This window comes from Pelagibacterium sp. (assembly GCF_048264985.1).
Taxonomy (GTDB): Bacteria; Pseudomonadota; Alphaproteobacteria; order Rhizobiales; family Devosiaceae; genus Pelagibacterium.
In genome coordinates this window covers 391,421-414,030 of sequence record NZ_JBLXCL010000001.1, presented here as the reverse complement: position 1 = coordinate 414,030, position 22,610 = coordinate 391,421, and the positions used below count along the sequence as shown (strand labels likewise).

The following is a 22,610-nucleotide window of genomic DNA, read 5'->3' as shown; positions in this document are numbered from 1 at the left end:
GGATCAGGGGAGCCCATCACCGGCTCCCCTTTTCATTTGTCAGGGCAAATTGATGGACAGTAAGGCGCTCAGGGGTGCACTGCCGGATCGGATTGAGACCGATCGCCTTGCCTTGTGCGCGCCAGGCCAAGGCGACGTTGTCGCCATTGCCAAATTGGCCAACAATCCCAAAATTCATGCAATGACAACTTTGCCCTACCCGTATAGCCAGGCCGACGCGCTCGAATTTGTCACAAAATTCGTCCGTAGCGAGCAAGAGCACGCTTACGCAATAACCGGTAAGGACGGTCGTCTGATCGGAATGATCGGTCTGCACATGTCTGCCAGTGAGTCACCAGAAATAGGTTACTGGCTCGGAGAGCCCTTTTGGAACAAAGGCTATGCAACAGAAGCAGCCCGTGCGCTGATTGATACCATAAGGGAAACTGGCCACTGCTCTCCGCTTCGCGCCAAAGTCCGAAGCGAAAATACTGCCTCACAAGCAGTGCTTGAAAAGCTCGGTTTCACCCGTCTCGATGAGACAATTTCACGTTGTGGACCGCACAAGGACGTTCCAATCACAATCTTTGAACTGACCATAGCAGCGGAATCGTTCTGACCATGGCCGAACAACCCGAAATCCGCACGCAGCGCTTGATCTTGCGCCGACCCAAATTGCGCGATGCCCCGCGTGTTGCGGCATTGCTCAACAACTTCGAAGTGACCAAGAACCTCGCTCGCGTGCCCTATCCCTACACAATCAACATGGCAGTGGACTGGCTCATGCGGCAGAAAAAGGAATGGACGCCTGACTCTATAACCTTTGCCATATGTGACCCACGCAATGGCGTGATGGGGTTTTGCGGCATGCACAAGGAAGATCGTGACGCCGAAATCGGGTATTGGCTCGGCCAGCCGTATTGGGGGAAGGGCTTGATGACCGAGGCTGCTGCCGCGGTCATCGAATGGTATTTCTCGACAACCACGGCCAATCGGCTGGTGTCCGGCGTCTTTCATTTCAACGCGGCATCACTGGCAATCCAAGACAAGCTGGGCTTCGTCCGTACAGGCATCGGCAAACGAATCTGTCTTGCCCAGAACACCGACATCGACCATATCGAAACAGAACTGACACGGGACGCCTTTTACAGGGCGCTTGAAACGCTATGAAATTTCTCGATCAGGCTAAGGTCTATATCCGCTCCGGCAATGGCGGGGCTGGCTCAATCGCCTTCCGGCGCGAGAAGTTCGTCGAGTTCGGCGGGCCCAATGGCGGCAATGGTGGGAGGGGCGGCGATGTACTCGTTGAGTGCGTCGACGGCCTTAACACGCTCATCGATTATCGCTATCAGCAGCATTTCAAGGCCGGCACCGGCAATCACGGCATGGGCCAGGACCGCACTGGCGCCGATGGTGCCGATATCACTCTCAAGGTGCCTGTCGGGACCCAGATCTTTGAAGAAGACGGCGAAACGTTGATCGCCGACTTCACAGAGGTTGGCCAAAGCCAGACGCTGCTCGAAGGCGGAAATGGCGGATTTGGCAATGCACATTTCAAGACGTCGACCAATCAGGCCCCGCGCCGTGCCAATCCTGGGCTGCCAGGCGAGGAACGCTGGATCTGGCTGCGACTCAAACTGATCGCAGATGCTGGACTTGTCGGTCTGCCCAACGCAGGAAAATCGACATTCCTTTCCGCTGTAACGGCGGCCAAGCCAAAGATCGCCGATTATCCGTTTACGACGCTTCACCCCGGACTGGGCGTTGTCCGCGCTGGCGCACGTGAGTTCGTACTTGCTGACATTCCCGGGCTGATCGAAGGCGCCTCGGAAGGTGCCGGGCTGGGCGATCGGTTCCTGGGCCATGTCGAGCGCTGCGGCGTGTTGATCCATCTTGTTGATGGTACGCAAGACGACGTGGTCGGCGCCTACAAGACCATCCGTCACGAACTCGAGGCGTATGGCGGCGGGCTGGTCGGCAAGGAAGAAATCCTTTGCCTAAACAAGATCGATGCGTTGGACGAAGAAACGCTTGCCGAGCGCAAAAGCGCTCTTGAAGAGGCATCGGGTGGCGAAGTCCTCGCCATCTCCGGCGCAACAGGCAAGAACGTCGAGGCGGTGCTTTACGCTGTGCTTGGCGTGCTGGACCACAACGCTGAGAACGCAGCGCGTTCATCACGATCCGAGACAACGGATAAATGGGTGCCCTGATGCAGCCTTCGGCTGTGGAGAAGCAAAATGCTTTGGCAGGATATAAAAGGCTGGTCATAAAGATCGGCTCGGCACTGCTTGTCGATGACCAGACGGGCAAGCTGCGCTCCGATTGGCTTTCGGCACTTGCCAAGGATATCGCTGCACTCAAAACCGAGGGGCGCGATGTCGTTATCGTATCGTCAGGGGCTATCGCGCTGGGCCGACGCGTTCTCGGTCTGCCCGGCAAGACACTGCCACTCGACCAAAGCCAGGCTGCAGCCAGCGCCGGCCAGATAGCCTTGTCGCAGGCCTGGGCCAGCCATCTTGGCGAACACGGTATTACGACCGGGCAGATATTGCTCACGCCCAACATCACAGAAGAGCGGCGCTATTTTCTCAATGCCCGCACCACGATCAACACATTGCTGGGCCTGGGCGCGGTTCCGATCATCAATGAAAACGACTCTGTTGCAACGTTTGAAATCCGCTATGGCGACAATGATCGGCTTTCGGCACGCGTTGCCACAATGATCGAAGCGGACATGCTTGTCCTGCTCTCCGATATCGACGGGCTTTACACTGCCCCGCCCGCGCAAAATCCTGAAGCGCGTCATATCCCCAAAGTCGCCGAAATCTCTCCGGAGATCGAAGCCATGGCGGGAGGTGCAGCAAGCCATCTCTCACGCGGTGGCATGACCACCAAGCTGGGGGCGGGCAAAATTGCGGTGAACGCCGGAACGGCAATGATCATAGCTCAGGGCAAAAGCTTACAGCCTCTGCGTAATCTGGTTGAGGGCGGACGGCACACGCTTTTTGCGCCGGCAAGCAACACCACTGCCGCCCGTAAGCGCTGGATCATGGGCACTCTCGAGGTGACCGGCCAGATTACCATCGATGATGGTGCCGCCAGGGCGTTAAAGGGTGGGCGCTCACTGCTGCCGATAGGCGTTGTCAAGCTCCGGGGCGATTTCGTACGTGGCGACGTCGTCGCAATCCGCAACCTTAGCGACCAGGAAATTGCACGCGGGTTGGTGGGACTCGACCGCGACGCTGCCGACATGGTGATCGGCAAAAAAAGCGAGACCATCAAGGACATGCTGGGACCCTCGACGCGTTCTGAACTTGTGCACCGCGACAATCTCGTGCTTTTGAACCAATAAACAGGATCGGGAGGCAATCTTGAGCGCAGCTGCACCTCAGAGCGATGAACTTGTGGCGACCATGGAGGCACTGGGCAGCAACGCCCGCAGGGCAGCATCGGCCCTCGCCCACACATCGTCCGAAAAAAAAACAGCAGCACTGCACGCCGCCGCCAGGGCAATCGATAGACGCCGAGCCGACATACTCTCGGCCAACGCCACTGATCTTGATGCCGCAAAAGCCTCTGGCATGAGTGCTGCCTTCCTTGATCGCCTACGACTTGATGATAGCAGGCTGGATGGGATCATCGCGGCATTGGAAACCGTTGCTGAACTTCCCGAGCCTGTCGGTACTGTCACTGCCAATTGGCAGCGACCGAATGGCCTCGATATTTCGCGCGTGCGGACCCCACTTGGCGTTATTGGCGTTATCTTTGAATCGCGACCCAATGTGACAGCCGATGCCGGAGCACTTTGCCTGAAAGCTGGAAATGCAGTGATCTTGCGCGGCGGATCGGACAGCTTTCACTCTTCGCGCGCAATTCACTCTTGCTTGGTCGAGGGCCTTTCGGCGGCCGGGTTGCCCCAGGACGCCATCCAGATTGTCCCGACGACTGATCGCGCCGCAGTGGGTGAAATGCTCAAGGGCCTCAACGGCACCATTGATGTCATAGTACCGCGAGGTGGCAAGGGCTTGGTGGGCCGGGTGCAGGCTGAGGCCCGCGTACCGGTTTTTGCGCACCTCGAAGGGCTGGTGCATGTCTATGTCGACAAGAGCGCAGATCTCACCAAAGCAGTCAGCGTGATCGCCAATGCAAAGATGCGCCGGACCGGAATTTGTGGCGCTGCCGAAACCCTGCTGGTCCACGCCGATGTCGCTGCAACGCATTTGAGCCCGATCATCGAAGCGCTAATGGAAAAGGGCTGCGAAATCCGGGGCGACGAAACTGTTAGAAGCATCATCGATACCGCCCGGCCCGCCACTGACGACGATTGGCGGACCGAATATGAGGATGCGATCATATCAGTGAAGATCGTTGCTGATATCGGTGAAGCGATTGCTCATATCGCACACTACTCATCCCATCATACCGAAGCGATCATTGCCGAGGACCTGGTGGCGGTTGACAAATTCTTTGCCGAAATCGACTCCGCGATCCTGATGCACAACGCCTCGACCCAGTTTGCAGATGGGGGCGAATTTGGATTCGGTGGCGAAATTGGAATTGCTACTGGTAAAATGCACGCACGCGGGCCTGTGGGCGTAGAACAGTTGACGAGCTTTAAATATCTCGTACGCGGCAACGGGCAGACCCGCCCTTGACCAATCGCCTCATCATTGACGGCATCACAGACTTGCCGCCCTCAGCGCCTGGCATGCGCATCGGACTGTTCGGTGGGAGCTTCAATCCCCCCCATGAGGGCCACGAGCTGGTATCGCGCGAAAGCCTCAAGCGGCTGGGGCTGGACGCTGTCTGGTGGCTTGTAACTCCGGGCAATCCGCTCAAGGACCATGCCGAGCTTGCGCCACTTGAAAGCCGGGTTCATGCGGCAAGGGCACGGATCGATCACCCTTCCATCCATGTGACGGGCTTTGAGGCAGCGCATGGGTTCACCTACACCCACCAGACAGTTGACTATCTCACACGTGCCATGCCTGATCGACGATTCGTCTGGATCATGGGTGCAGACAGTCTATCGAGCTTTCACCGCTGGGAACGCTGGGAAGATATTTTCCGGCTGATTCCAATAGCAGTGTATGTACGACCTGGATCGACCCGTCGCGCGCCTTTTTCAAAAGCCGCCTTGCGCTTTGCCCAATCGCGCCTGGATGAGAGCGACGCAAGACTTCTCCCAACCGCTCAGCCCCCGGCCTGGGTATTTCTCCATGGCTTGATGAGCACTTTATCTTCAACCGAGTTGCGCGGCGGCTCACCAAAGGATCAGCACGCCTGACGTTTGGTTACCGTCTCATTAACGACATTAATACATGATCGGTATTGGCCATGCAGGCTCTTGGCAAAGTGCCGAGCCGCACGCATATTGGTCCTATGCACCGTATGACGCGATGCATGTGTTTATCGACAAGCTGACACAAGGAAACCAAAAAGGCTTGATGACCCAGCAAATGCCCCATAGGGCGGAGGACCACGCTTGATGGCTCCCACGCCCAGCAAGTCGGTATCGGGCGATACCGCAACCAAGGCCGTACCTCAGGTCCCAGTTCTCGACCTGATCCTCGCATCGCTTGAAGATGCAAAGGCCGATGAAACGATCTCCATCGACATCACCGGAAAATCCTCGCTCGCTGACCATATGGTCGTGACCTCAGGGCGTTCCAATCGTCATGTCGCCGCCGTTGCCGACCAATTGGTCCAAGCGCTGAAGGCAAATGGCTACGACAAGCCCAGGATCGAAGGACTGCCGTCCGCCGACTGGGTACTGGTCGATGCATCCGATGTGATCGTGCACATTTTCCGTCCTGAAGTTCGCGAGTTCTACAACATCGAAAAGATGTGGGCTGCGGATTTCGGGACCGATACGCACTAGCAGAGCCTAACGGTTCGCATGCGTGTTTTGATCGTCGCGGTCGGGCGAATGAAAGCCGGACCCGAACGGGATCTTGTGGCGCGTTACCTTGACCGCGCCGTGGCGAGCGGCAAGCCACACGGGCTTGCCGATTTTTCGGTCGTCGAACTTGCTGAGTCCCGTGCATCGAGTGCGGACGCGCGAAAGACAGAGGAGTCCCGCGCAATCCGTTCGGCAATACCCGACAGAAGCGTGATTATTGCATTGGATGAGCGCGGCAAGTCCGTTTCAAGCAACGACTTTGCAACGCGCTTGGCTGATTGGCGGGACTCTGGCAGGCAGACGGTTGTACTGTTAATCGGTGGCGCAGACGGCCTTTCAGCCGAATTGCGCGACCACGCAGATTTCGTGATTTCGTTTTCCGCCATGACCTGGCCGCACCAATTGGTGCGTATCATGGCAGCCGAGCAACTCTATCGTGCCACGACAATTTTGTCCGGGCACCCTTACCACCGGGGCGATTGATGGCGCTGTCTCTGCTATTGTCCGGGCTGATTCGGAGTTTGCCGGTTTGAGCCTGCCTGTGGGACATTTCCTTAGACCCTCTTTGCGCATTTTACTGGCCGCCATTGCGGGCATGGTACTGACGCTCGCGTACTCAGCAACTGCTCAAGAAGATGCCGTCCCTGCAGTCGAGGATGTGCCAAGCCAGGCGCTTGAGGAAACAACGCAGGATGTGCAGGGCGACCTGGAAAATGTCCGCGGCGAAATCGACATCAGCGAGGAACGCATCGCCGAGATACGTGCCGAAATCGAGGCACTGGATGGCGATGCCACCCAATTGGGCGCGGAATTGATTGCCGCAGGCCAAAGGGTCGACCTCGCCGACGAAGACATTCGGCTGATCGAAGAGCGTCTCGAGGCGCTGTTCGCTTCCGAGCAGTCAGTCCGGTCCCGGCTCGACGGTCACGATCGTTCTATTTCCAATCTTTTGGCGTCCCTGCAGCGCATTTCTGCACAACCGCCCCCAGCCATCATCGTTGACCCTTCGGACGCGCTCGGATCCGCTCGCGCGGCCCTCTTGCTCGGCGCTGTGTTGCCTCAACTCCAGGAGCGGGCAGAAACGGTAACCGAAAGCCTTAACGAGCTGATCGCACTCAAACAAACCGCGTTGGCAGAGTCTGAACAGCTCAATGCCAATCTCGCGACTCTCAATGAGGAAAGATTGCGTATCGCCACGATCATCGAGGCACGCAAGCAGGGACTTGAATGGCTAAGCGATGATTTGCTGCGCGAGGAAGCTGAGGCCCAGGCATTGGCCGACAGGGCCACATCTCTCGAACAATTGATTGCAGGGCTAGAGACCCGGATTGCCGCCATAACGGCCGCCGATGAAGCCACACGGGCAGCCAATTCGGGACAGACCGTTCCAACGCTCGATCCGGAAACCTTGAGACTCGCTTTCGCTGATGCCGAACGCAGCGAACCTGCAGTTCCCATCGAAGCTGCAAAGGGTTACCTGCGGTCACCGGTGACTGGATCAACGCTCACCACCTATGGGGCGGCCGACGGATATGGCGGACAATCGAAGGGATTAACAATCTCGACAGCCAATGGTGCGACGGTCTCGGCGCCAGCAGATGGCTGGATCGTTCATTCCGGACCGTTCCTCAATTACGGCCAAATCTTAATTCTCAATGCTGGCCAGGACTTTCTGGTCGTTCTTGCAGGACTCGATTCGATTACTATAGAGCCGGGCGCATTCGTACAGATGGGCAGCCCGATTGGTACCATGGGCGACATACCCAACCTTGAGGCCGGCGCTGGAGCTTCCAGTCCAGCGCTGTATATTGAACTCCGGGAAGGTGGCATCCCCATAGATCCCGAGGGATGGTGGACGGCCCAGTCCCAACAACAGGAAAGTGGAACGAGCTGATGGCGTTGGTATTCAAGCGGGCTCTGATCGTGATTTTGGCGATCGCCGCGAGTGTAGGGCCTGTATCGGCCCAGTCCGAGCAGACACAACTCGAACAGGAAGAGCTGTATCGCCAGCTCGAATTGTTCGGTCTCGTCCTTGACCGCATTCGTGACGAATACATCGAAGCTCCCGACGAAACCGAGCTTATTCGGGCCGCTATCCAGGGCATGCTGACATCCCTGGACCCACACTCGGCCTACCTTTCACCTGAGAGCTTTGCCGATGTGCGTGAAGATACATCCGGCACATTCGGTGGCCTGGGCATCGAAGTCACCATGGAAGACGGACTGGTAAAGGTTGTCACCCCGTATGACGACAGCCCGGCGTCGCGCGCCGGCATCCTTGCCAACGACTTTGTTGTTGAAATCGACGGCCAGCAGGTCATGGGCATGACCTTGGACGATGCGGTCGATCTGATGCGTGGCGAAGTGGGTACAGATGTAGATGTACTGATTTCACGTGAAGGCGCCGAACAGCTCATCGAGTTGAGCCTCACACGTGACATCATTTCGCTCTCAGCAGTGCGCTGGAGCATGGAAAGAGACGTACCGCTTATCCGGCTGTCAAGATTTTCCGGCCAAGCCTATAGCGGTTTGACCGATGCCATCAGCGAAATCTTTGAAGAAACCGGCGGCGAAGCGCCTCAAGGCATCATTCTCGATCTGCGCAACAACCCCGGCGGACTTGTAGATCAGGCACAATTTGTTGCTGACGCCTTTCTTTCCCAGGGCTCCGTCGTCCTGACCCGGGGCCGCATTCCAAATCAGAACTCGCGTTACGATGCCAGCCCCGACGACATTGATGCCATGCTGACCGATGTGCCGATTATCGTGCTCATCAACGGCGGTTCGGCCTCGGCTGCCGAAATCGTGGCCGGTGCTCTGCAGGATCAGGGCCGGGCGACACTTGTCGGTACACGATCGTTCGGCAAAGGTTCGGTGCAATCGATAATTCCGCTCGGTTTTGACGGTGCCATGCGTCTCACCACTGCCCGATATTACACGCCAAACAATCGTTCTATCCAGGCACTCGGCATCACTCCAGATATAGAAATTCTTCAGGACGTCCCCGAAGAATTTCAGGGCAGGGATTTGTTGATCGGCGAAGCCGGGCTTGCAGGACATATTTCTGGCGAGGCAGAGGAAGAAGCGACAGTTGGTTCCTCGGTCTATGTCCCTGCCGAACGGGCTGAAGACAATCAGCTTCAATATGCTATTGATCTCATTCTGGGCGACGCCGAAGATGTCGCGTTTCCGCCCAATCCCGACGCTGTGATCGCTCAGCAGGATGCCGAAGAGGTCGATGTAAGCGAAAGCCAATAGCCTGTGCTATAGCTCAGAGCTATTGAGCGGCTGGCCCCGTTATGGAGGCCAGCCGAAATCCACAAAATGTTCAGGCTACACTCTGAAACGGTGAAATAATTGCGAGCTTCGGGACCAGCCGCATCATGACTGACGAGTTGAGCACGCCGCTGGGCAAAAAACGCCGCAAAACAAAACAGGGAAGCGGCTCCAGCCGATGGACCGGTTTCCCATGGGGACGCGCTTGTGCGGCATTGGTTGTCCTTTGCGGATTGGGCGTATCGGCTTGGATCATACTCGTCGACGATCCGATGGGAGGGCGTCCAGTTGCCGACGCGCCGGTCAATCTTGAACCCGATCCCAATCCCGTTGCCGAGCAGGTTGCATCTGCGGAAGCAACGATCAGCCCCGCTATCGTCAATGGTCCCTCAATAATTACCCTTGGAGAATCGGCAGAGGCTCAAGACACGGCCGGCATGCCCGCCAGTGACCTTGAGCAGGATCTTTTCGAGATGACCGGGAGCGGCCCGCTGCCACGTGTGAGCAGCACGGGGGTCAAACCGTTTGAGGCCTACGCCCGCCCATCTGTATCACCGCAGGCTGCAGGGGGACGCAAGCTCATCGCCGTGGTCATTTCAGGGCTCGGGTTGAGTGACGCAACAACGCGAGAGGCCATAAATGGCTTGCCGGGAACTGTGACACTGGCCTTTGCCCCTTATGGAAGTAACCTCGAAGCGCTCAGCGATATGGCCCGGGCCGATGGCCATGAAATTATGCTGGAGATCCCTTTAGAGCCTTTCGACTATCCGCAGAACGACCCCGGCCCACATACATTGCTCGTCGAGCAACCGACACGCGACAATCTCGAGAAACTCTATTGGCTGCTGACCCGGATGACCGGCTATACCGGCATCATCAACCATATGGGTGCCCGATTTACTGCATCCGCCGCCGACTTTTCGCCGATCATGGAAGAATTGGGCCTGCGCGGTCTGGCCTACCTTGATGACGGGAGCTCAAACCGTTCGGTTGCGCCGCAATTGGCCCGCCAGAATGGTGTTCCCTATGCCCGCGTCGACAGTTTTATCGATACAAACCCATCCCAGTCGGCGATCCTGGCCGAACTTGATGCCCTCAAGAGAACTGCAGACGAGCGAGGCAATGCCATTGGCATACTGTCCGCCCTTCCCGTTTCGATCCGCACGCTTTCCGACTGGGCAAACGCCCTTGACCAGCAGCAATATCTACTCGTTCCGATAAGCGCCCTGTCGGGCGCGGAGACTGCACGATGAAACCAACACTCAACCGTTCCGACCTGCCCTACCGCGATTGCGTTGGCATTGCCTTGTTCAACGCAGATGGACAAGTTTTTTTGGCGCGTCGCATCCTCACACCTGGCCCCGATACTTCTGAAGTTGATGCCCCATGGCAAATGCCACAAGGTGGCATCGATGACGGCGAAGATGCGCTTGCCGCGGCCTATCGCGAACTTTACGAAGAGACAGGCATTCGTACGATACGTCTGCTAGCGCGTGCGCCGGGATGGATCCACTACGACTTGCCCGATGATGTTCTGGGAATAGCACTTAAGGGCAAATACCGCGGTCAACGCCAGCAATGGTTCGCATTCCTTTTTGAGGGCCAGGAAAACGAGATTACGCTCTTGCTCGATAATCCAGGAATTGACCCCGAATTCGATGCTTGGCGCTGGGAGGATTTTAGCAAAGTTGCAGATATCATAGTTCCCTTCAAGCGACCTGCATATATTGAGCTGCAACGCGCTTTTGCCCACATCCCTAAGCAGATTGCCGGGCAAAAAGCATGAAGACCATCGGTCTGATCGGCGGAATGAGCTGGCAGTCAACAGCCCAGTATTACGCGCTGATCAACCGGGAAACAGCAAAGCGGCGCGGCGGATTACACTCGGCACCAATCCTTTTGGACTCTCTTGATTTTGCAGAAATCGAAGCACTTCAGTCCTATGGAGACTGGGACCAAGCTGCCGAGCGTCTGGTCAATTCCGCAAGGCGGCTCGAAGACGCGGGCGCGGATCTTTTGCTCCTTGCGACCAACACCATGCATGTTGTCGCCCCGAAGATTGAAGCCGCGACCGACATACCGTTTCTCCATATCGCAGACCCGACGGCAGACGCATTGATTGACGATGGCGCTGAATTAGTTGGACTATTGGGAACGCGCTTTACTATGGAAATGGACTTCTACGCGGACAGGCTGCGCCGGCGGGATATTGACATCCTGGTGCCCGATGTCGACAGGACCAACCTAGATGGCATCATTTACAATGAGCTTTGTCGAGGCATCATCAACGACACGTCGCGTAGCATCTATATCAGAGCCATCGAAAGGCTTGCGGCGCGCGGCGCTCAAGCCGTGATCCTCGGTTGCACAGAACTTGAACTGCTCTTGTCGGACGAAGACAGCCCATTGCCACTCTACGACACCACAGCACTGCATGCCTGCAGCGCGGTCACTTACGCCTTGATCTGACCGACATCTGCAGCATCAAAAAGGGGCGCCATGGCGCCCCCTGTAGTTCAGCCAGGCTTTACTGCGCTCAGAATTCGCTCCACTCGCGATCCACTGCTGCGTTGCCCTGGCTGAGATAAGCGCCGGCGGCTTGCTTGACCTTGTTCTGAAGCGACCGCGCATCGCCGGCCCCTACAGTTTGCTGATACCCTGCAACGGGTTGCGAGATCGCCGACGTCCTATCGATCTTGAAGATCTCAACGATCCTGTCGAGGGCACTCGCCTGCTCCTCAGTCTGAACAATAGCCGCATTGGTCTCTTCGACAAGAGCCGCATTGTGCTGGGTCATCTCGTCCATCTGCCGGACAGCTGCATTGACCTCCTCGATTGAAGACGCCTGTTCACGGCTATCATTGGCGATCTGCTGCATCTGACTGGTGTTGGTCCGTGCGGCTTCGAGCATCGACACAAGCTTTTCGGCGGCCTGGGCCACAAGCTTGGATCCCCCATCGACCTCATTGGCCGATTGCTCGATCAGAGCCTTGACCTCCGATGATGCCGACGCTGCCGATTGAGCAAGGCGCCGTACTTCAACCGCGACAACAGCAAACCCCTTGCCCGCGTCACCGGCTCGCGCAGCTTCGACAGAAGCATTGAGCGCAAGAAGATTGGTCTGGAACGCTATGTCGTCGATCATCTTGATGATGTCGGAGACTTTGGCTGACGAGGTTGTAATGCGCTCCATAGCGCTCGTCGCCGCTACCATCACCTCGCCACCCTCTTCGGCAGATTTGGTGACCGAGGCAGCGGTTTGGGAAGCATCCTGTGCACGACGGGCGTTATCCATAACCGTCGTTGCAAGCTGTTCCATGGCCGCCGATGTTTCTTCGATGGTCGCTGCTTGGCGGGTTGTCCTCTCGGACAGATCGTTTGCGCCCGACAAAATTTCTCCCGTCGCCGTCTTCAATGTGCGCGAAGTTCCGCGCAGCTCAGTAACGATGTCTGAGAGCTTTTCAGCCACAGCGTTTGTATCGTGCTTGAGCTGAGCAAAAGCGCCCTGATACTCGCCCGTAACACGTGACGTCAGGTCGGTGTTGGCCAATGAACCGAGAACGCCCGCGGTCTCCCGTAAGCCTCTGTCTACTGTCGAAACAAGATCGTTGACGCTGCCGGCCAAACCATTGAGCTCGGCATCATCGAACTTGGCATCAACCCGCTTGGAGAAATCACCGGCAATTGCCGCATCGACCACATTTCCGAATGCCGTTTGCAGGTCGCCCATTACGGTGCGACGCAACTTCTCATCAGCAATGATTCGCGCTGCCTCTGCTTCGGTCATCGCAGCGACCTTTTGGCCATTCTCCCGGAACACCTCGATGGCGCGCGCCATATCACCGACTTCGTTCTTGCGCTCGGTGTAGGGCACCTCAACGTCGAAATCATTGTGGGCAATCTTGCCCATCACACCCGACAGAACTGGTACCGGCCTGGCGATCATGCGTGAAGCAACGATGGAAAGAACACACATCACAGCCAGCGCAGTTGCCGCAACGATCAGCAGCAAATTCATAGTTTCCGTTACAACTGCGGTGATAGCTTGCTCGCTGACGCCGACATAAAGCAGCCCAAGCACTTCTGTTCCGGACAGGTAGGTAATGGGTTGATAGACCGAATAGTACCGATCACCATTGACCTCAGTCTCGGTAAATAGAGCACCCTGTTCGAGGATTTGGGTATGAATTTCACCGTTTGCAGGTATAGGGTCTTGAACCAGACGGTTCCCATCGGCATCGACCATCGAAGTGGTAACCTGCTCGAAGGTCTGCGTTTCGGCATTCCAGGCAAAGATTGCCGTCGTTTCGCCGGTCACACGCGCGATCGAATCTGAGATATCATCGTTATAGAAGCGCGGCATAACCCAAGTGCCAATGCTCGCAACGTCGCCCTCCTCAGTCCAATCCACCTGTATGCCCCCCATTCCCCCAAGAATGGTCGACGCGGTTCGTATGTTGGATTGCTGGCTGGATCTGGCGACCGAGTCACTGTTGGCCGACAGGTTGATATAGACCGCCACAACAACGGCCCCGACCGAAATAACGACCGCTGCAACCACCATTGCGGCGATTGTGGTGGTCATAGGGATGCGACCCAGAATTCTGCTGGTTATGCCCCGCATGCTCGTCTGCTCCTTGTGGACGAATGTCTTCCCCCTCCTGGGAAATCCATGTAAAACTACGGGCATATAATTAAATGATCGTTTCAGAGCATAAGTGACGCGGCGCCTGCTACAGCAGGTTATACTGTAGGGCGCGGCGTAAGACATCTTCGGTCAATGCCAAGAACGGAGATCGATAACTATTATTGAAAGCAACACCAGGTCGTCCAATCCAAGCATCATCCGCTAAGACAGTGTTTAGACCATAGCATCGACTTTGACAGGTATTTGGATCATGAAACGTGGCTAAAAAAAAAGGCCCCACGTTGGCGCCCTTTGATCAAGTGATTTCAACGCACCCGTCTAGTGCACGTTGCCGCTTAACGTTGCACTTTCAAGCAGCAAATTTTTCCACGTATCGAGATCGTTTTGAGCCGTTCCCCTGTCATCGACTTCTCCGGCATCGGAGAGCGCCTGCTGGGCTGCACTGATGCGGGCCTCAATCTCGGTGCGACCGAACTCTGTCGCCGGCTTTGCCTCTTCAGCGAGGATCGTAACACCGGCATCGGAGATATCAGCAAACCCGCCACCAACGAAATAGCTCGCAATCGCTCCACCAGTGTCGGTTACCGTGACGAAACCGGGCTTGAGCACTGCCATCAACGGCGCATGATTACCCATGACCGTAAGATAGCCTTCGGTACCCGGCACGATGACAGAACGGGCTTCAGCGCTCAATACGAGTACTTCAGGCGATACGATTTCGACTTTCACGCCTTCGGCCATGACTTTGTCCGTTCTTCAAGCGTTCGGAAAATGTGCAAGCCGGTTACCCGGCCTGCACGATCTCATTGTAATCAAGCAGCTTCAGCAGCGAGCTTCTGTGCCTTCTTGACGGCGTCGTCGATGGTGCCAACCATGTAGAACGCCTGTTCGGGCAAATGGTCATACTCGCCGGCGACCAAACCCTTGAAGGCTTTGATGGTGTCTTCAAGTTCGACATAGATGCCAGGAGACCCTGTGAACTGCTCGGCCACATGGAACGGCTGGCTCATGAAGCGCTCAACCTTACGGGCGCGCGCCACTGTCAACTTGTCTTCTTCGGAAAGCTCGTCCATGCCCAGGATGGCGATGATGTCCTGGAGCGACTTGTAGCGCTGCAGAATTTCCTGAACGTCACGCGCCGTACGGTAATGCTCTTCACCCACGATGTTGGGGTCCAGCATGCGCGAGTTGGAATCGAGCGGATCAACAGCCGGATAGATGCCCTTTTCCGAAATGGCGCGGTTAAGCGAAGTTGTCGCGTCAAGGTGGGCAAAGGTCGATGCGGGAGCCGGATCGGTGAAATCGTCGGCAGGCACGTACACGGCCTGAACCGAGGTGATCGATCCCTTGTTGGTCGTTGTGATGCGTTCCTGCAGTGCACCCATGTCGGTGCCCAGAGTAGGCTGATAGCCCACGGCCGACGGAATACGACCCAGAAGAGCTGACACTTCCGAACCAGCCTGAGTAAAGCGGAAGATGTTGTCGACGAAGAACAGAACGTCCTGACCCTTATCACGGAAATCTTCAGCGATCGACAAACCGGTCAGCGCGACGCGAGCGCGGGCTCCCGGAGGCTCGTTCATCTGACCGAAAACCAGGGCGCATTTCGAACCCTCGGTCGAACCGTTGTTTTCCTTGGGGTCCTTGTTCACGCCCGACTCGATCATCTCGTAATAGAGATCGTTGCCCTCACGGGTACGCTCACCAACGCCAGCGAACACTGAATAACCGCCGTGTGCCTTGGCAACGTTGTTGATCAACTCCTGGATGAGAACCGTCTTGCCCACGCCGGCGCCGCCGAAAAGGCCGATCTTACCGCCACGCGCATAAGGCGCGAGCAGATCGATGACCTTAATGCCGGTGATCAAAATCTCGGCTTGGGTGGCCTGGTCCACAAATTCCGGAGCAGGCTGGTGAATAGCACGCTTGGAAGGTGTGTTGACCGGTCCAGCTTCGTCGATCGGCTCACCGATGACGTTCATGATGCGACCAAGTGTTTCGTCGCCGACCGGAACTTCGATAGCATCGCCAGTGTCGCGAACTTCAACACCACGAGCCAGACCTTCGGTCGTGTCCATGGCGATGGTGCGAACGGCGTTTTCACCGAGGTGCTGGGCAACTTCGAGCACGAGGCGGTTGCCGTTATTGTCAGTCTCAAGTGCGTTCAGAATGGCCGGGAGATGACCGTCAAAGGTCACGTCCACAACGGCGCCCATAACCTGGGAGACGCGGCCGGTTTTGTTCTCTGCCATGGGTCTTGGTCCTTTCCAGAGCGAACCGGAGAAAAGTGGGCTGCACTCGTTCCCTGCGGATCGCGATAATTTTTGCTCTACCCTAGAGCGCCTCGGCGCCCGAAATAATTTCGATCAGTTCTTTGGTGATCTGGGCCTGCCGCTGGCGGTTGTAGCTCAGCTGAAGCTTCGTGATCATCTCACCGGCATTGCGGGTCGCATTGTCCATAGCGGTCATCTGCGCTCCGAAGAACGAGGCATTGTTTTCCAGCAGTGCCCTAAAGATCTGCACGCTCACGTTACGTGGCAGAAGATCCTCAAGCAGCGCTTCCTCATCGGGCTCATACTCATAGATAGCCGAACCGGCCTTGAGCGCTTCACCCTCGGCTTTTTCAAACTTGGCAGGAATGAGTTGCTGCGCCGTAGGCACCTGGGAGATGACGGACTGGAAACGCGAGTAAAACAGGGTAGCGACATCGAATTCGCCGTCTGCATACATCGCAAGAATCTTTGCACCTATTTCCTGCGCCGTGGCATAGCCGAGCTGTTTGACGTCCCTAAGGGAAATCTGTTCGCCCATGTGCTTGGCCAGACCGCGCTTCAAAATGTCAGCGCCTTTCTTGCCAACAGTCAGAATCTTGACCGTCTTGCCTTCCGCGATCAGCTTAGTGGCATGCTCACGTGCCATACGGGCAATCGAGGAGTTGAAGCCGCCAGCCAGCCCACGCTCGCCTGTAGCGACCACGAGCAGATGCACGTCTTCCTTACCGGTGCCTGAAAGCAGCACCGGTGCGTCGGGACGGCCTTCATATGCAGCGCCAAGACCAGCCAGAACCTGTTCCATACGTTCGGCGTATGGACGTGCGGATTCTGCAGCATCCTGGGCGCGGCGGAGCTTTGCCGCCGCGACCATCTGCATGGCCTTGGTGATCTTCTGGGTCGATTTGACCGAGTTGATCCGGTTTTTTAGGTCTTTCAAAGAGGGCATTGCGCCGAAAGCTCCTTGCCAGCCGGGTCGCCGGAATTAGGCGGTGTAAGTCTTCTTGAAAGCATCGAGAGCCGAAACCAGGCGCTCTTTGATCCCGTCGGTCAGGGCCTTTTCCTTGGCAATGTCGCCAAGAACGTCGGCATGCTTGCTCCGCATATGCGAAAGCAGCGCCTTTTCGAAAGGCTGAACGCCACGAACCGGGAGATCATCAAGGTAGCCATTGGCACCAGCAAAAATCACGGCAACCTGTTCTTCGGTCTTGAGCGGCGAAAACTGCGGCTGCTTCAAGAGCTCTGTCAGACGCGCACCGCGGTTGAGCAACCGCTGGGTTGCGGCGTCGAGATCCGAGCCGAACTGCGCAAAGGCAGCCATTTCACGATACTGGCTGAGCTCGCCCTTGAGCGAACCGGCAACCTGCTTCATGGCCTTGATCTGAGCCGAACCACCCACGCGGGAAACCGACAGACCGACGTTCACGGCAGGACGAACGCCCTGGAAGAACAGATTGGTCTCAAGGAAGATCTGACCGTCGGTGATCGAAATCACGTTGGTCGGAATATAGGCCGACACGTCGTTGGCCTGGGTTTCGATGACCGGCAGCGCGGTAAGCGAGCCCGACCCGTGATTTTCGTTGAGCTTGGCAGCGCGCTCGAGAAGTCGGCTGTGAAGATAGAAAACGTCGCCAGGGTAAGCTTCGCGTCCGGGAGGACGACGCAGAAGAAGCGACATCTGACGGTATGCAACGGCTTGCTTGGAAAGATCGTCATAGGCGATCACGGCATGCATGCCGTTGTCGCGGAAGAACTCGCCAATCGCACAACCGGTGAACGGCGCAAGGAACTGCATCGGAGCCGGATCGGAGGCTGTAGCAGCAACGACGATCGAATATTCGAGCGCGCCATTGTCTTCGAGCATCTTGACGAACTGGGCGACTGTCGAACGCTTCTGGCCCACAGCGACGTAGACGCAATAAAGCTTGTCGCTCTCAGACGCGCCTGACTGATGGGCAGGCTTCTGGTTGAGGAAGGTGTCGAGAATGATCGCGGTCTTGCCGGTCTGACGATCGCCAATCACCAGCTCGCGCTGGCCGCGGCCAATCGGAATCAACGCATCGATAGCCTTGAGGCCGGTCGACATCGGCTCATGCACCGACTTGCGCGGAAGAATCCCGGGCGCCTTGACGTCGACGCGACGACGCTCTGTCGATTCAATGGGACCCTTGCCGTCGATCGGATTACCGAGTCCGTCAACGACGCGACCGAGAAGACCCTTGCCGACAGGCGTATCGACGATCGAACCGGTACGCTTGACGGTGTCGCCTTCCTTAATGTCTCGGTCGGACCCGAAAATCACAACACCAACATTGTCGGCTTCGAGGTTCAGCGCCATGCCCTTAATGCCGCCGGGGAACTCAACGAGCTCGCCCGCCTGCACCTTATCGAGGCCAAAGACGCGCGCAATACCGTCACCGACCGAAAGCACCTGACCGACTTCAGAGACCTGGGCGTCCTTGCCGAAATCCTTGATCTGGTCTTTGAGGATCGCGGAAATTTCCGCAGCTTTGATGTCCATTAGCTGACCCCTTTCATGGCGATCTTCATGGCCGAAAGTTTTGTCTTGAGGGAGGTATCGATCATCTGGCTCCCGACCTTGACCACAAGGCCACCAATCAGGCTTTCATCGACACGTGTAATAAGGGAAACGTCCTTGCCAACCTTATCCTTAAGGACAACAGCAAGTTCCTTTTCCTGCTCTTTGGTCAAAGGAGCGGCGGAAGTCACCTCCGCGCTCACTTCATTGCGCGCCGCAGCGGCAAGCGTCTTGAATTCGCCGATGATTGCGCCGAGCGCGAAAAGCCTGCCATTCTTTGCAACAAGCCGCAGTGTGTTAGCGACCAGTTCGACGGGCTTGACCTTATCCAGGATCGCATTGAGTGCTGCGCTCTTGACGTCAGTCGTGATTGTCGGGCTGACCAGAAAGCGGGAAAAGTCATCGGACGAATCGATTAGCCCGGCAACTGCGTCGAGATCCTTTTCGACCGCCTCGATGACCTTGGCTTCCTGGGCCAGATCAAAGAGCGCTGCCGCATAGGGCCGAGCAATCTTGGACAGAACGGATTGTGGTGCGCTCAAGCCTTGTAACCCCGCTGCTTGCCCCGCCCCTTATCGTCGTCATCGCCAATATGGGCGGCGGCGGCATTGTGTTTTGTGTTTAATCGGATCGACAGGGCGAGCGCCAACAAGGGCATGCCCATGAATTCCGGGGTGGCCTTACCATGCCAAAACCGGCCACGCAAGCGCATCACGGCCAAATTGGGGCGTCGCAAATGTCGCATAGTGACAAGATTGTGGATCAATAAAAGCTCATTGGATCGATATCGACCTGAACTCGGAGGTTTCCCTTGGCGGACGGACCGGTTTCCAGCCAGAACCGGACATAACCCGAGAGGTCGAATTCCTTGGGACTTTGAACAAGAATACGCACCCTGTGCCGTCCGCGAACCATGGCAACCGGCGCGTCGGCCGGGCCAAAACGCATCACCCCTTCGGCCAACGGCGCCGCCGCCATCAATGCCTTGGCAAAGGCCATGGTCTCAAGATGCTCATTGCCCGAAACGATCAATGCAGCCAGTCGGCCGAATGGTGGCAGGCCGCCTTGCCGCCGCACCGCCAGTTCATGGGCATAAAAGCCCTCTCGATCCCCGCTGACCATCGCCTTCATCACCGGGTGATCGGGGTGGTAAGTCTGCAGGAATGCTTTGCCAGACCGCGATTCGCGCCCAGCACGACCTGTCACCTGCGTCAGGATCTGGAATGTCTTTTCCGCCGCTCTTGGATCGCCATGCGCGAGCCCTAGGTCGGCATCAATAACCCCGACCAGACTGAGCTTTTCAAAATGATGTCCCTTGGCCACCAATTGCGTTCCGATGATAATATCATATTCGCCGCGCGCAATTTCTGCGAACCGATCTCGAATTTGGCGCATCGATCCCATGTCTGAAGAAAGGATGACCGGCCGGGCCTCCGGGAACCGCTCGGTTACCTCTTCGGCCAGCCGTTCAATCCCCGGCCCCACCGCCACCAGCGAATCGCTGGCGCCGCACGAACCGCACACCTCCGGTGCTCGTTCTTCGTGCCCGCAATGGTGGCACATCAACACTCCGCGGAATCGATGCTCGACCAGCCAGGTCGAACAGTCTGGGCATTGATACTGATGCCCACAAGATCGGCAAAGTGTCAGCGGTGCATAGCCGCGCCTATTGAGAAACAGCAATGCCTGTTCTCCGCGGTCTAGCGCATCGAACACCGCACGCGCCAGTTTTGGCGCGATCCACTGGCCCTTCTCCGGACCGTCCGACCGCATATCCAGTGCCGTGATATCGGGCAACGCCGCATCTGCAAACCGACTTTCGAGCCGGACATGCGCGTAGCGCCCGGTTTCCCCATTATTGCGCGATTCGACCGCGGGCGTTGCGGACGACAAAATAACACGCGCGCCCGCCATCGACGCGCGGACCACTGCCATATCCCGGCCGTGATAATTGACCCGGTCAGCCTGCTTGAATGCACCGTCATGCTCTTCATCGAGTACCAACAAACCCAACTCACGAAACGGCAAGAACAAGGCAGAACGCGCTCCGATGACGGCTCGAACATCGCCGGTTAAGACACCGCGCCACACTCGCGCTCGTTGCACGGGCGTCATTTCCGAATGCCATTCGGCCGCCCGCTGCCCGAAACGCCTTTCAAACCGATCAAGGAAGGTGTGCGTCAGAGCGATTTCAGGAAGAATGACCGCAACCTGCTTGCCAGCACGCAACGTATCGGCAACGCTTTCGAAAAATACCTCGGTCTTACCCGAACCTGTAATCCCATCGAGCAGCGCGACCGAAAACCCTCCGGTGTCATGGGCGCGCATCCGGTCGAGCGCAGCCTGCTGCCCGACCGACAATTTTGCCGGTGCGAACTCGGGTTCGGGTGGCAGGACCGGCGGCGGCGCCGGGATTTCGACCTTCTGCAGGCAGCCCGATTTGACCAGTCCGTCCACCACGGCAGTCGAAACGCCCGCAGCACCGATCAGCGCCGACTTGGCCCAAGGGTAACCATCTTCCATAACGCCTAGCACCCGTGCGCGTGCTTCAGTCATCCTTTCGGGCTCCGGCCCTGCGCGCTTATAGGCAATCAGCGGGCGAGGAGGGTCGAGTGCCTCCCGGCTCCGTAACGCCCCGCGCAATACCATCCCCGGCTGTGCCAGCGTATAGCGCGCCACCCAGTCGATGGTCTTCAGGAGCTCCTCGGAGAGTGGCGGCACGTCAAAAACATGCGCAATATCCTTGAGGCGGTTGTGTGCGAAATTGTCCTTGGGCCCGCCCCATACGACGCCAAGCGTTGGCCGCGGTCCCAATGGAACGACAACGATCGAGCCGCGCTCAACACTTGCCCCCTCGGGCACCCGATAGGAATAAGGGCCGTCCACGGCGACTGCCACCATCACTGCCACAATCGGACCAAGCGTCATTGGAGCCCTTGCGCTAGGAGAACGAAACAAGATCAATACTGGGCACCATAATTGTCAAATCCGATTCGACCAGCCCCAATTGGCGCTCTGGTAACCTATAGCGCGTACGCTCGCACCTATGACCGACACCGGCTTTTCAATATCAGGCGCCCTGCGCACCCATATCGCCGGCTGGCAACGTGAACTTGCGAGTATCCGACGCTTGGCGGCCAAAACACGCGAAGCCTATGGCAGGGACGTCGATCAATTCATGGCTTTCTTGTCTACTCACATCGGCGGCACTGTCGATTTGGACGATCTCAAATTGCTCCGGCCAGCCGATTTACGGGCATTTCTGGCAGCGCGCCGCCGCAATGATCTGAGTTCGCGCAGCCTGGCGCGCGCCCTTTCGGGGATAAAATCGTTTTTCACCTATCTTGAGCGCGAAGGCATCATGGCGCTCGAAGCGCTGTCTGTTGTCCGCACCCCCAAATTACCACGCGGCCTGCCCAAGCCGCTATCTGCGTCCGAAGCCACGGGCGCAGGACGAACAACCCACGAAATCGAAGACCGGCCATGGGTGGCGGCCCGCGACGCCGCGGCCATCGCATTGTGTTACGGTGCCGGCCTGCGCATTTCCGAGGCCCTTGCCGTTACGCGATCGCAGCTCGACGGCACGACACTGCGCGTGATTGGTAAAGGCAACAAGGTAAGATTGGTGCCCCTTATCGCCGCAGTCAGAAGCGCCATCGACGCCTATCTCGAACTGTGTCCATTCACTGTTGCAGCAACTGAGCCGATGTTCCGTGGTGTGCGCGGCGGCCCACTCAGCCCGCGCCTGATCCAATTGCGTCTAGAACAGCTGCGCGGCGCAATGGGCCTACCCGCATCGGCGACCCCCCATGCACTGCGACACTCATTTGCCACCCATCTCTTGGCAAGGGGTGGTGATTTGCGCGCCATACAGGAGCTTTTGGGCCACGCCTCGCTTTCGACAACGCAGATCTACACCCACGTTGACGGCGAAAGGCTGGTCGAGGCCTATAGGGCAGCCCATCCCCGCCGCTAGCGCTTTGCGCAATCGGGGTG

The 22,610-nt window shown here is 57.3% G+C and carries 22 protein-coding genes; 14 read left to right on the top strand and 8 right to left on the bottom strand.

Features of this window, described 5'->3' with window-relative positions; translation table 11 throughout:
* Positions 1-52: 52 nt before the first annotated feature.
* The 13 genes from ACN0TA_RS02170 (at position 53) to ACN0TA_RS02110 (ending at position 11,626) form a co-directional block, all read left to right on the top strand.
* Entirely contained in the window at positions 53-598 is a 546-nt protein-coding gene (locus ACN0TA_RS02170) for a GNAT family N-acetyltransferase (RefSeq protein ID WP_417579350.1), read from the top strand.
* Positions 599-600: 2 nt separating this feature from the next.
* Positions 601-1,149: a GNAT family N-acetyltransferase gene (locus ACN0TA_RS02165; RefSeq protein WP_417579348.1), complete on the top strand. Its 549-nt coding sequence runs from the start codon at positions 601-603 to the stop codon at positions 1,147-1,149.
* A complete protein-coding gene (obgE, locus tag ACN0TA_RS02160) occupies positions 1,146-2,189 on the top strand; it encodes a GTPase ObgE (RefSeq protein ID WP_417579346.1) in 1,044 nt (347 codons plus the stop codon). The genes ACN0TA_RS02165 and obgE overlap by 4 nt, the downstream gene beginning before the upstream one ends.
* The gene (gene proB, locus ACN0TA_RS02155) at positions 2,177-3,331 is read left to right on the top strand and encodes a glutamate 5-kinase (protein ID WP_417579344.1); all 1,155 of its coding nucleotides are present in this window, start codon (positions 2,177-2,179) and stop codon (positions 3,329-3,331) included. Before obgE ends, proB begins: the two co-directional genes overlap by 13 nt.
* Positions 3,332-3,350: 19 nt before the next feature.
* Positions 3,351-4,634 carry a glutamate-5-semialdehyde dehydrogenase gene (locus tag ACN0TA_RS02150; RefSeq protein WP_417579342.1) on the top strand — a complete coding sequence of 428 codons (1,284 nt, stop codon included), beginning with the start codon at positions 3,351-3,353 and terminating at the stop codon, positions 4,632-4,634.
* Entirely contained in the window at positions 4,631-5,266 is a 636-nt protein-coding gene (locus ACN0TA_RS02145; protein ID WP_417579340.1) for a nicotinate-nucleotide adenylyltransferase, read from the top strand. Before ACN0TA_RS02150 ends, ACN0TA_RS02145 begins: the two co-directional genes overlap by 4 nt.
* A 201-nt stretch (positions 5,267-5,467) precedes the next feature.
* Positions 5,468-5,860, top strand: a complete 393-nt coding sequence (gene rsfS, locus ACN0TA_RS02140; RefSeq protein WP_417579338.1) for a ribosome silencing factor — start codon at positions 5,468-5,470, stop codon at positions 5,858-5,860.
* A gap of 18 nt (positions 5,861-5,878) precedes the next feature.
* Complete coding sequence (gene rlmH, locus ACN0TA_RS02135) at positions 5,879-6,364, top strand: 23S rRNA (pseudouridine(1915)-N(3))-methyltransferase RlmH (protein ID WP_417579336.1); 486 nt, start codon at positions 5,879-5,881, stop codon at positions 6,362-6,364.
* A gap of 46 nt (positions 6,365-6,410) precedes the next feature.
* Positions 6,411-7,775, top strand: coding sequence for a murein hydrolase activator EnvC family protein (locus ACN0TA_RS02130; RefSeq protein WP_417579334.1), 1,365 nt, complete (start codon positions 6,411-6,413; stop codon positions 7,773-7,775).
* Positions 7,775-9,139, top strand: a complete 1,365-nt coding sequence (locus ACN0TA_RS02125; protein ID WP_417579332.1) for a S41 family peptidase — start codon at positions 7,775-7,777, stop codon at positions 9,137-9,139. Before ACN0TA_RS02130 ends, ACN0TA_RS02125 begins: the two co-directional genes overlap by 1 nt.
* 125 nt (positions 9,140-9,264) lie before the next feature.
* Positions 9,265-10,410: a divergent polysaccharide deacetylase family protein gene (locus ACN0TA_RS02120; RefSeq protein ID WP_417579330.1), complete on the top strand. Its 1,146-nt coding sequence runs from the start codon at positions 9,265-9,267 to the stop codon at positions 10,408-10,410.
* Complete coding sequence (locus ACN0TA_RS02115; protein WP_417579328.1) at positions 10,407-10,943, top strand: RNA pyrophosphohydrolase; 537 nt, start codon at positions 10,407-10,409, stop codon at positions 10,941-10,943. The genes ACN0TA_RS02120 and ACN0TA_RS02115 overlap by 4 nt, the downstream gene beginning before the upstream one ends.
* Positions 10,940-11,626, top strand: a complete 687-nt coding sequence (locus tag ACN0TA_RS02110; protein WP_417579326.1) for an aspartate/glutamate racemase family protein — start codon at positions 10,940-10,942, stop codon at positions 11,624-11,626. The genes ACN0TA_RS02115 and ACN0TA_RS02110 overlap by 4 nt, the downstream gene beginning before the upstream one ends.
* A gap of 67 nt (positions 11,627-11,693) precedes the next feature.
* Here ACN0TA_RS02110 and ACN0TA_RS02105 read toward each other — a convergent pair whose 3' ends face one another.
* The 8 genes from ACN0TA_RS02105 to ACN0TA_RS02070 all read right to left on the bottom strand — a co-directional run bounded on the left by ACN0TA_RS02105 (position 11,694) and on the right by ACN0TA_RS02070 (position 21,542).
* Positions 11,694-13,742: a methyl-accepting chemotaxis protein gene (locus tag ACN0TA_RS02105; protein ID WP_417579324.1), complete on the bottom strand. Its 2,049-nt coding sequence runs from the start codon at positions 13,740-13,742 to the stop codon at positions 11,694-11,696.
* A gap of 381 nt (positions 13,743-14,123) precedes the next feature.
* Entirely contained in the window at positions 14,124-14,546 is a 423-nt protein-coding gene (locus tag ACN0TA_RS02100) for a F0F1 ATP synthase subunit epsilon (RefSeq protein WP_417579322.1), read from the bottom strand.
* A gap of 71 nt (positions 14,547-14,617) precedes the next feature.
* The gene (gene atpD, locus ACN0TA_RS02095; RefSeq protein ID WP_417579320.1) at positions 14,618-16,057 is read right to left on the bottom strand and encodes a F0F1 ATP synthase subunit beta; all 1,440 of its coding nucleotides are present in this window, start codon (positions 16,055-16,057) and stop codon (positions 14,618-14,620) included.
* An 82-nt stretch (positions 16,058-16,139) separates the two neighbouring features.
* Complete coding sequence (locus tag ACN0TA_RS02090; protein ID WP_417579318.1) at positions 16,140-17,024, bottom strand: F0F1 ATP synthase subunit gamma; 885 nt, start codon at positions 17,022-17,024, stop codon at positions 16,140-16,142.
* Positions 17,025-17,060: 36 nt separating this feature from the next.
* Entirely contained in the window at positions 17,061-18,596 is a 1,536-nt protein-coding gene (gene atpA, locus ACN0TA_RS02085) for a F0F1 ATP synthase subunit alpha (RefSeq protein WP_417579316.1), read from the bottom strand.
* Positions 18,596-19,156: a F0F1 ATP synthase subunit delta gene (locus ACN0TA_RS02080; protein WP_417579314.1), complete on the bottom strand. Its 561-nt coding sequence runs from the start codon at positions 19,154-19,156 to the stop codon at positions 18,596-18,598. Before ACN0TA_RS02080 ends, atpA begins: the two co-directional genes overlap by 1 nt.
* Positions 19,153-19,380, bottom strand: coding sequence for a hypothetical protein (locus ACN0TA_RS02075; protein WP_417579312.1), 228 nt, complete (start codon positions 19,378-19,380; stop codon positions 19,153-19,155). The genes ACN0TA_RS02080 and ACN0TA_RS02075 overlap by 4 nt, the downstream gene beginning before the upstream one ends.
* The gene (locus ACN0TA_RS02070) at positions 19,377-21,542 is read right to left on the bottom strand and encodes a primosomal protein N' (protein ID WP_417579310.1); all 2,166 of its coding nucleotides are present in this window, start codon (positions 21,540-21,542) and stop codon (positions 19,377-19,379) included. Before ACN0TA_RS02070 ends, ACN0TA_RS02075 begins: the two co-directional genes overlap by 4 nt.
* A 97-nt stretch (positions 21,543-21,639) precedes the next feature.
* Here ACN0TA_RS02070 and ACN0TA_RS02065 point away from each other — a divergent pair, with 97 nt between their 5' ends.
* Positions 21,640-22,590 carry a tyrosine recombinase XerC gene (locus tag ACN0TA_RS02065; RefSeq protein WP_417582025.1) on the top strand — a complete coding sequence of 317 codons (951 nt, stop codon included), beginning with the start codon at positions 21,640-21,642 and terminating at the stop codon, positions 22,588-22,590.
* Positions 22,591-22,610: the final 20 nt, after the last annotated feature.